This is a genomic window from Streptomyces sp. NPDC005574 (genome assembly GCF_040605435.1).
In the GTDB taxonomy this organism is placed as follows: Bacteria; Actinomycetota; Actinomycetes; order Streptomycetales; family Streptomycetaceae; genus Streptomyces.
This window is the reverse complement of record NZ_JBEXCW010000168.1, coordinates 1-9,249: the sequence shown is the minus strand read 5'-3', so window position 1 is coordinate 9,249 and position 9,249 is coordinate 1. Positions and strand designations below refer to the sequence as shown.

Below are 9,249 nucleotides of genomic sequence, written 5' to 3'. Positions count from 1 at the left end.
GAACAGGCCCCGCCCGCCCGGCTCGCCCAACTGATCCGCGGACACTGGACGGTCGAGGCCCTGCACCACGTCCGAGACGTCACCTTCGCCGAGGACGCCTCCCAGTTGCGGACCGGGAACACACCCCAGGCGATGGCGACTTACAGAAACCTCGCGATCGGAGCCCTCCGTCTCGCCGGCGTCCGCAACATCGCCGCCGGCCTCCGCCGGACAGCCAGGGACCAAACCCGCACCCTCACCCATCTCGGCCTCACGTGATCAAAAAGGACGAGGTCCGACTACGCCGAAGCCCTGCTACGGGAACCGCTACGAGCAGGCACTCGTCCGTGGCATTTTCGGCCACCCACCGGCAGCACCCGTATGCGCCGCGTAACCTCACGAGTATGGGGGCATCCGTATCCGACGCAGCTCAGGACGCCGACGAGGAGGCGCGCCGACGGCTGAATGCGTACACGTACCTCAGCGCACCCGAGCGGCTGGAGCACGTCGCGATCATGCGGGTCTTCTGCGGGACACTGCTGGCGGATCTTGCCGTCCCGGACATCATGGCGAAACTGCGCCAGGCCGGCGGTTTCACCACAGGACTCGACGCCGACACCCTCACGGTCCGGCTGGAACAGCTGGTGCAGTGGGGAAACCTGCTACGTAGCAGCCACACGGTGAACGCGTCCAGCATCAGCCAGTACCAGCGCTCCCGCTCGCGCTACCAGCTGTCGAAACTGGGTGAACGCATCCAGCGGGACGCCGACGGGGTCCTGACCGAGGCCGACGCCGCCCGCGAGGTGAGCAACGAACTGCTGGCACTGGTCGAGCGCGGGCTGCGGGAGCTGGCCGACCTCGTGACCGCGCCGGGCGGCATCGAGCCGCAGGACGGACTGGAGCGGATCAGCACACTGTTCGTGCAGTTCACCGAGTTCGCGGACTCCATACGCGACTTCTACGCCTACCTCGGCCAGGTGCTGTCCCGCTACGACCTGGACAGCGCCGAGTACCAGGGCTTCAAGGAGTTGCTCCTGGACTACGTCGAGGCGATCACGGAGGACGTGGCGTTCCGCGCGCCCCGTATCTCGGGGGCACTGGACACCCTGTGGCCGCACGTACCGGTCCTGCTGGACCGGCTGGACGCCCATGCCCAGGGCCTTGCCGGACTGTCTCCCCAGGGCGAAAGCCGCATGGAGGTCCGGATCCAGCGCAGCCGGGGCCGCGCACTCGCGGACTGGGAGGGCCTGCGCGGCTGGTTCAGCGACATCGACGGCCAGGGCAGCCAGGTCGACCAGCTGCGAGACGCCACCCTGCGCGCGCTGCAGTCACTGCTCGCCAACGCCAAGCGAATGCTGCGGTCGGCCACCGGGGAGATGTCCCGGCGCAAGGATCTGCTGCGGTTGGCCCGCTGGTTCGACGAAGCTGCGCCGAAGGACGCACACGACATCGCTGTCGCCGCCTTCGGACTGTATGGCGCCCGCCATCTGGGGATACCTCCGGCCACCGACGAGGTGGTGCCCGCTTACACGAGCTGGTGGGCCGGGCCAGTGGTCGAGGTGCCGGTGGCTCTGCGGGAGAGGGGAAGCCGCGCCCAGCGCGGCCGGGCCTCCGCGGTGGAGGATCATTCGGCGCAGAAGCAGCGACTGCGAGAGGCCGCCCGGCAACGGGCGGCAGCCCGGGCAGCAGCAGCGGACGAACTACGCAGCGCGTCCGGCCGATTCGCCGAGGTACGCCTCACGTCGGCGGCGTTCGGCCTGCTCCTGGAGCTGCTGGCCACGGCACTCGGAAACGCGCAGCTCAGCAGGAACGTCAGCACGGGCGGGGAGAGGACGGCGGGGTTCGACCTCGACTCGGCCGGCAGTGAAGACGCTGAACTGCGTATCCGGCTCACCGTGCGCCGGACGCCGGGCACGCAAACAATGCTGTACTCGGCCGAAGGCGACCTGCTGCTGGATGACCTGGAGCTGGAAATCGGTCGTATCTCCGCCGCAGTCGATGGCGAAGCTGAGGCGAGCGTGTCATGACCCTTCCCTCGACTCACGACGTGGCCCTGGCCGCCGAACGCCGCACTGCCGCCCGGCTGCTGCTCGCCCACCCGCTGATCCCGTCGGACGGTCCCCATGCCGACCTCTTCCCGCTGATCCGCAGGCACGCCGACTGGCTGGGCAAACGATTCCAGCAGGTGTTCGGCTACCGCCTGCTGGTCGACAGCTCCTACGCCCGGCTGTTCAAGGCGGGGCTGGGGGCGGGCTCGGGACACCGACTGGAACGCTCCACCGGCACCCCCTTCACCCCACACACATACGCTTGCCTCGCGCTGGCCCTGTCCGTGCTGGTGACCGCGCCCGAGCAGATGCTGCTGTCGCAGCTGGTCGCCGATATCAGGGCCGCCGCGGCCGACGCGGGGATCGAGTTGGAGGAGACAGGCCGGGTGGCGGGGAAGCGGACCCTGGTCGCGGCTCTGCGCCAGTTGGTCGGTTGGGGCGTGCTCATCGAGACCGAGGGCCATGTGGCTGCGATTGCGCAGGAGGCGAGCGGAGAAGCCCTGATTACGGTGGATCGGGAGTTGGCACGCGTGGTAGTCGCTGGCCCGCTTTCCCAGGCACGGGACGGCGCCGACCTCGTCCGGCGGGCAGCGGACCCGGGGTTCGGCGGACCGCGCACCTATGTACGTCGGATGCTCGTCGAGACGCCTGTCGTCCAACTCGACGAGCTGACGGACGCCGAGCGTGACTGGCTGCGCACCCGGCAGCGTCGGGAGGCCCAGGCTTTCTCCGAACTGCTTGGTCTGGAGATGGAGATCCGTGCCGAGGGCGTGGCGCTGGTGGATCCCGAGGAGGAGCTGACGGATTTGCACCTGCCGGGCACCGGGACCGTTGCGCAGGCCGCGCTGCTGCTGGCGGAACGGCTTGTGGAACAGCTTCGGCCGCAGGAGCCAGGGCATCCGGCGACCGGCGGGACGCTGGTCATCGGGGTGGCGGTTCCGGACGGCTTGGTGGATGAGGTGCTGGCCGGGCTGATCGCCGAGTACGGGCAGCGCAGCAACTGGCAACGCGGCTATCTGGAGGACCTTCCCTCCCTGCGAGAGGCCGTACTGGACCTGCTGGTCCGCATGCGGCTGATGGTCCGCGCCGGACGGCTGCGCGCCGAGGGCGAAGGATTGCCGGAGGGGTACGTCGAGGAGGCGCCGGACGGACGCACGGTGACCGATGTCCATGGTGCACGGCCCGGCGGCGACGGCTGGGTGCTGCTGGCCGCAGCGGCTCGCTACGCCACCCACGTCACGGTGCGCCCGGCCACCGCAGCCGGAAAAGGCATGGACGTCCAGGAGGAGTTGCCGCTATGACCACCGACGCGCGTGGCCTCGTTCCGCTGCCGCGTTCCGACGCTGCGACAACCGCCGGCCCCGCAACGGCCGGCGGCGCCCGCTTCCGGCTGCACCGGGCGGGCATCCAGAACGTCTGGCAGTACGACGCCCAGGAGTTCTCCTTCGGCGACGGACGGCTGCTGCTGCGCGGCAAGAACGGCGCGGGCAAGTCCAAGGCCCTGGAGCTGCTGCTCCCGTATCTTCTGGACGGCGACTCCCGTGCACTGGACGCGACAGGCACCGGCCGCACCACGCTCGCCTGGCTGATGCTGGACGGGTTCGAGCAGACCAACCGTCTCGGGTACCTGTGGGTGGAGTTCCGGAGCACGGCCGACGACGGCGGTCACCGCCACCTGACGCTCGGTGCCGCCATCCGCGCCTCGAAGTCGACGCAGAAGGCGCTGCCGACGTTCTTCGTCACCCCGCTGCGGATCGGTGAGGACCTGCACCTGGTCGAGGCCGGTAAGCCGCTGCCGGTCGACCGGCTCAAGGAGATCGTCGGCCCCGACAACACGACCGACCGCGCGGTCCAGCACCGTGCGCGTGTGGCCCGGGAACTGTTCGGCATCACCGATGCGACGCGCTACCGCAACCTCACCCAGCTCCTCCACCGGCTGCGGCGCCCGACGGTCGGCGACCGCATCGAACACGGGGGGCTGGCCTCCCTGCTCAGCGAGACCCTACCGGGGCTCGATGAGGACGTGGTCGAGAAGGTGGCGCGTAACCTCCACGACCTTGACGCCGTACGAGACGAACTCGGCCGCCTGGAACGCACCGACGCGGCCCTGCGCACGTTCCTCACCAGTTACCGCAGCTACCTGGCCGGCGTCCTGCGCACTTCCGCCCAGAGAGTGAGCCACGAGCTGGGCGTCCTCGCACAGCGGCGCCGGGCTACCGGAGACGCCGCACAGCGGACGAGCGACCTGAGGACCCAGGAGGAGGAGTCGGAGGGCCGACTGGAGACCCTGCGCGAGGAGGAACAAGCCGCCCGGATCGACCTGGCCGCCCTGCACGCCAGTCACGCCTACCGCAGCCTGCGTGAACTGTCGGAACGCCGCAGTGTGGTGGAGGCGCTGCATACCGCGGCCGTGGCCGCGTTCACCACCCTGCACAACGCACACGAAGCGGAGGAGAGCACGGCTGAGCGGCTGGCCGAGGGTGTCGAACACCTCGGAAGCCGCCTGGCCGAGCTGGGGACGGAGCACCGGGAACTGCTGACGCAGGCGGAGAAGGCCGGGCTCCCCACCGGCCATCTCGGCGAGGCGGTGGCGCTACCGCGCGCGGTTCTTGCCCAGGCCACCGAGGCAGAGCTGACGACTCCGGACGGGGAGACGCGCACCGTGCGACATCAGTCGGTGGCCCGCGTGGACACGGCCACAGCGCAGGAAGGGCTACAGTCCTGGCAGAGCCAACTGGAGGACGCCGAGGCGGTCGCGAGAAACCGGGCCCGGATGGTTCAGGAGGTGACCCGTCTCATCTCACGGGCGGACGAGGCCCGGGTGGGGGCGGCTCAGGCCGATGCCGAGCGGGAACGGCTGGAGGGCGAGGTAGAAGAGGCCGCCGGCCGTCTCGACGTCAGCCGCCAGAAGGTCGTTGAGGAGAGCGGCGCCTATGCGGATCGTGTCGCCGAGTGGGAGGCGGACACGCGGACTGCACTGGGGCCCGACTGCCCGCTTCTGGACGCCGTCCACGCCTCCGTCGGCTGTGAGACCTCCGCCGACGCGCCGTTCGCGGACCGCGCGCTGCCACCCGACATCGACAGCCAGGCGCGGCAGACCGCTCAGGCTGCATTGGAGCCGTACGGCGAGGAACTCACCGGGCGCCGGGACGCCTTGGCGCTCGACGTCAGCCGGCTCGGCGAGGAACTCGACCGCCTGACGGAGAAGAAGCGGGATTGGGAGCAACGTACCGATCCTGAGCCAGCGGCCCCGCACCATCGCGTCGCCGCGAGGACGCTGGGCAGTGGAGCACCTTTCTACCGGCTCGTGGACTTCGCGGACGATCTCGCTCCGGCCGACCGAGCCGGTCTGGAAGGAGCCCTGGAGGCTAGTGGAATCCTGGACGCGTGGGTGGGCGCGGACGGCGTCCTTCTCGATCCGCGCACCCAGGACACTTTTCTCCAGCCGGGTCCCATGCTGTCCGACGAGTCAACTCTCGCCTCGGCCTTGCGCCCAGCCCCCGAACAGGGTTGCGGCGTCACGTCCGAGCAGGTAGGACGTCTACTGGCCACTATCGCACTCGCACCGGCGCAGCAGACCTCTGCTCACAACGTGGTTTTCTATGACGGCAGTTGGCGTCTGGGCGTGCTCAGCGGCCGTCATGACAAGCGCGACACCGAGTACGTGGGGGCCGCCGTACGCGCCGAGACCCGGCGGCGCATCCTCGCCGAGTTGGAGGCGCGGATCGCGCAGACGGAACAGAGGCTGGCCGACGTCCGCGAGGAGCTCGCTGTAGCCGATGCCATGCGTCGGGCTCTCACCCTCGCGGAACGCGACTTCCCCAGGGCACGGAGTCTCGCGGACGCCTGGAGCAGGACCGAATCGGCCGAGCGGACGCTGCGCGACCTGACCGCCAAGGCAACCCGGGCGGCACGGCTGGCCGAGGAGGCCCGCGCTCTCGCGGTATCGGCGCGGGCCGAGGCAGATGCCACCGCGACCGCCCACGACCTCCCCGGCGACCCCGCCGCCCTGGACCGAGTGCGCACCGCGCTGGCTGCCCTGCTCAGCGGTATCGGGCACCTGCGCAGGGCCGTCGGCGGCACGGGCGAGCGACTCGGGGCGAACCGAGCCGACGCCGACCGGTATGGACGCGTCCGAGAGGATCGCCTGGCCGCGGACGAGAGTTACCGAATCCACCTCGCCGGACTGCGCACCGCTGAGCAGGACCTGCGCACCCGCGAGGACGCCATCGGGTCGTCGGAGGAGGAGATCCTCGCGCGCGAGCAGGAGGCCAAGCAGCGCATCGCGAACGCCGTCCACGCCCTCCCCGCGGCTGGGCGAGCCCGCGACGAATTCCACGACCTGCGCGTGCGCGCAGAAGAGGACGAGAAGCGCCTGCGCGGGGGCCTGGCGGATCAGGAGACTGCGGTCATCAACACCGGAAGCGCTCTTCGCGGTGCTCTCGGCCGACCCGAGGTGGTGCACGGCGCCGGGCTGGACCGGTCCTCGCTGCCTCAGTACATGTCGGATGATCCCGGCACGGACGTCCGTAGCCGTCTGCGAGCACTGCGGACACTCGCCGACGCCGTGGAACAGGCCCTCAGCCGCCCGAAGGGCGAGGTGTCGGACAGCACCCTACTCAACCGGCACACTGAGCTGCGCGACCAACTGGCCGGCGGGTTCGACGCGCAGCTGGAGGAAAGTGACGGGATCAAGGTGTGCCGCCTGGTCGACGACCACGGATCCCATGACGTCGCAGCCGTGGGCGAGCGGATCGCGATCCAGGCCGCGGAGGCCCGGGGACGGCTCACCGACCGCGAGCGCGAGGTGTTCCAGCGGTTCCTGACCGGTGAGCTCGGCGACCATCTCTCGGCGCAGGTCATCACCGCGGCGAACCTCGTCGCGGCTCTCAACGACACCCTGAAGACCGTACGCACATCGCACGGTCTCGGCGTCGAGCTGATGTGGAAGCTAGACGAGGACGTCGACGCGGACGTGCGCGCGGCCGTCGAGCTGCTGCGCAGTCCGTCGAGCCTCAGGACACGTGAGCAGACCGAGCAGCTCCGCGAAGTACTGCAACGCCGGATCGAGGACGCCCGTCGTGCCGACCCGTCAGCCGGTTACGCCGCCCATCTGCGAACCGCGCTGGACTACCGCGACTGGTTCCGTTTCCACACCTTCGTGGTCGAGGACGCGGCCCCGGGCCGCCGCCGGAAACTGACCGGCCGGACCGGGCTCAGCCAGGGCGAACAGCGGGTGCTCTCCTACCTCGTGCTCTTCGCCGCGGCGGCCGCCCACTTCACCAGCCTCGCCGAGTCAGCACCGCATGCACCGCGGCTGATCCTCCTGGACGACGCCTTTGCCAAGGTCGACGAACCCACCCATGGCAGGCTGGGCCGTATCCTCGTCGACCTCGATCTCGATTTCATCCTCACCAGCGAGCGGCTAATGGGCAACTGGCCCGAGGTGCCGTCCCTGCACATCTACGAGTGCCTCCGTGATCCCCATGTGCGCGGGGTGGCCACCCTGCACTACACCTGGAACGGCCGGCACCGGCGCCTGGTGTCCGTATGAGCGGGCGACTGCCTTCCGCGACGCGCGACTGGCTGACGGGTCCCGGACTCACCCGGCTCTGGGATGGCGTACGCAAACGCCTGGAGAGCAACGGCGTACAGGCCACGGGCTCACTCCGACTGACCGCGATGAACGCCCAGGAACGCAACGACCTGTCTCTCCTGTTGGGCAAACCTCTCACGGGTTCCACCGTGACCGTACGGCTCGACGTGCTAGACGCCCGGCTACGCGCTTCGGCCGCGGGACTCGGCCTCAGACAGACCCTGGAGGAAATCGGCCCGCCACTCGCCGACCGTCGTGCCGCTCGCGCGGACGTGGCGGCACGGCGGGAGCAGGTGTGGTCGTCCCTTGCTTCGTCACTGGACGCCTCCCCGCTTGCCGACCAGGAATGGCCCCGGCAGTGGTACGACCTGCTGCGCCGTGCCGGTGTTCCGAGAGGAGTGACGCCCGAAGCGGCGATATGGACACTCCAGCAGGCGGTCCAAGTCCTCACTGCTCTCCTCGGACCCGAAGGACCTGAACGCAACGGCACACGCGGCCGAGGAGAACTCGCCGCCATGACGACCGGCTCCGCGCACGGCCTGGACGACGGCACCTGGCTCGCACGCGTCGTCCAACGCGGGGTCGCCCTCGCCCATGGCACCGAGTTCCCCGACGACGCGGCCGGTCGACGCGCTCTGTGGCGGCTTGTGTCCGTCACGCCGGACGAGGTCTCCAGCACGGTGCTGACCTACGGGCTGCGGCCCGACGGCGAGGGCTGGCGGGAGCGCGCCCTGCGGGAGCGAGCCGACCATCACGCCGAAGTCCACGTCACACCACGCGACCTGCATGACCTCCGGCTACAGCTCCCCGCCTCAACGCTCATCCACATCTGTGAGAATCCGCGCGTGGTGGAAGCCGCGGCGGACGAGGCCTGCGTCCAGCCCCTCGTGTGCACGTCCGGCAGCGCCGCCACCGTGGTCTTCACGCTTCTCGACGCCCTCGCCGCCACGGGATGCCGCTTCGCCTACCACGGCGACTTCGACTGGCCGGGGATCGCTCTGGCCAACCGGGTCATCCGCCGCTACGAAGCCCAGCCGTGGCGCATGGGCACCGCAGACTACGAGCACCTGGCCGCTCGCAGTCAGGCCCAGGGCATCCCCCAACTGGCCCTCGACGGTCAGCCGGTCAGCGCAGGCTGGGACCCGGATCTCGCCCCCGCCATGACCGCCCTCGGCGTCGCGCTCCACGAGGAGGCGACCCTCGAACTCCTGGTGGACGACCTGTCACGCCAGGCGTAGCGACGACGGCGCCGTGCCGTGCTCCGGGAGCCAACCTGCTCCGCAAGCCCCTCCAGACCCGTATGTCCGTAACCATCTGCGCTGATAGGCCCCTTCGGCATGATTGACGACAACACCTGCTGGATCACCGTGCCTGGGTGGGGAAGCGTCCCGTCGACTCGATGACGATGTCCACACCGAGGTCGCCCCAGGCCAGCTCGGCCGGGTCGTGCGCGGCGGTCACGGCGACGCGGTGGCCGTCCACGGTCAGGGATGTCTCAGGCGTCGGCGGGCACGGGCTGCTCGTCGGCTTTCTGGGCCTGCGGCTGCTCGGGTGCCTCGGGAGCGGTGTAGAAGACGGAGGAACCCTGCTTGGAGCGCTGGGCGAGGCTCTTGGCCACGAGTCCTT

At 70.0% G+C, this 9,249-nt stretch carries 4 protein-coding genes and 2 pseudogenes; 5 read left to right on the top strand and 1 reads right to left on the bottom strand.

Features of this window, described 5'->3' with window-relative positions; genetic code table 11:
- The 5 genes and pseudogenes from ABZT03_RS41750 to ABZT03_RS41730 all read left to right on the top strand — a co-directional run.
- Positions 1 to 258: pseudogene (locus ABZT03_RS41750) on the top strand (ISAs1 family transposase); the annotation flags it as partial.
- Positions 259 to 383: 125 nt separating this feature from the next.
- A complete protein-coding gene (locus tag ABZT03_RS41745; RefSeq protein WP_356049221.1) occupies positions 384 to 2,006 on the top strand; it encodes a TIGR02677 family protein in 1,623 nt (540 codons plus the stop codon).
- Positions 2,003 to 3,328 (top strand): TIGR02678 family protein, encoded by a 1,326-nt coding sequence (locus tag ABZT03_RS41740; protein WP_356049219.1) that lies wholly within the window; start codon positions 2,003 to 2,005, stop codon positions 3,326 to 3,328. Before ABZT03_RS41745 ends, ABZT03_RS41740 begins: the two co-directional genes overlap by 4 nt.
- Entirely contained in the window at positions 3,325 to 7,581 is a 4,257-nt protein-coding gene (locus ABZT03_RS41735) for a TIGR02680 family protein (protein WP_356049218.1), read from the top strand. The genes ABZT03_RS41740 and ABZT03_RS41735 overlap by 4 nt, the downstream gene beginning before the upstream one ends.
- Positions 7,578 to 8,861 carry a TIGR02679 family protein gene (locus ABZT03_RS41730; RefSeq protein ID WP_356049216.1) on the top strand — a complete coding sequence of 428 codons (1,284 nt, stop codon included), beginning with the start codon at positions 7,578 to 7,580 and terminating at the stop codon, positions 8,859 to 8,861. The genes ABZT03_RS41735 and ABZT03_RS41730 overlap by 4 nt, the downstream gene beginning before the upstream one ends.
- A 142-nt stretch (positions 8,862 to 9,003) precedes the next feature.
- Here ABZT03_RS41730 and ABZT03_RS41725 read toward each other — a convergent pair.
- Positions 9,004 to 9,120: pseudogene (locus ABZT03_RS41725) on the bottom strand (glyceraldehyde 3-phosphate dehydrogenase NAD-binding domain-containing protein); the annotation flags it as partial.
- Between the last annotated feature and the right edge of the window lie 129 nt (positions 9,121 to 9,249).

Coding starts and splice junctions, on each gene's coding strand:
- ABZT03_RS41745 (WP_356049221.1), top strand. CDS start 384: ATGGGGGCATCCGTATCCGACGCAGCTCAGGACGCCGACGAGGAGGCG.
- ABZT03_RS41740 (WP_356049219.1), top strand. CDS start 2,003: ATGACCCTTCCCTCGACTCACGACGTGGCCCTGGCCGCCGAACGCCGC.
- ABZT03_RS41735 (WP_356049218.1), top strand. CDS start 3,325: ATGACCACCGACGCGCGTGGCCTCGTTCCGCTGCCGCGTTCCGACGCT.
- ABZT03_RS41730 (WP_356049216.1), top strand. CDS start 7,578: ATGAGCGGGCGACTGCCTTCCGCGACGCGCGACTGGCTGACGGGTCCC.